Genomic DNA, 262 nt, shown 5'->3' on the forward strand with positions numbered 1-262 from the left:
TCAGCGATGCCGGCTGCGGCCAGCGCGGCGGCGTCCATGCGAAAGTGAGTCGTGGACGCAGGATGGATCACCAGCGAGCGCGCGTCGCCCACGTTCGCGAGGTGCGAGAACAGCGAGAGTGCTTCGATAAAGCTGCGGCCTGCGGCGCGGTCGCCGCGCAGATTGAAGCTGAATACGGCGCCCGCGCCACGCGGCAGCAGCCGCTTCGCAAGCGCGTGGTCGGGATGCGTCGGCAACTCCGGATACGCGACGGCTTCGACCG

Annotated in this window: 1 protein-coding gene; it reads right to left on the bottom strand. The window is 69.1% G+C overall.

The window, feature by feature from the left end:
- Positions 1–262: PLP-dependent transferase (locus R0J87_RS21655; RefSeq protein WP_498888881.1), on the bottom strand; the 262-nt coding region annotated here is incomplete at both ends.

Source organism: Halomonas sp. SIMBA_159 (assembly GCF_046536035.1).
In the GTDB taxonomy this organism is placed as follows: Bacteria; Pseudomonadota; Gammaproteobacteria; order Pseudomonadales; family Halomonadaceae; genus Vreelandella; species Vreelandella venusta_A.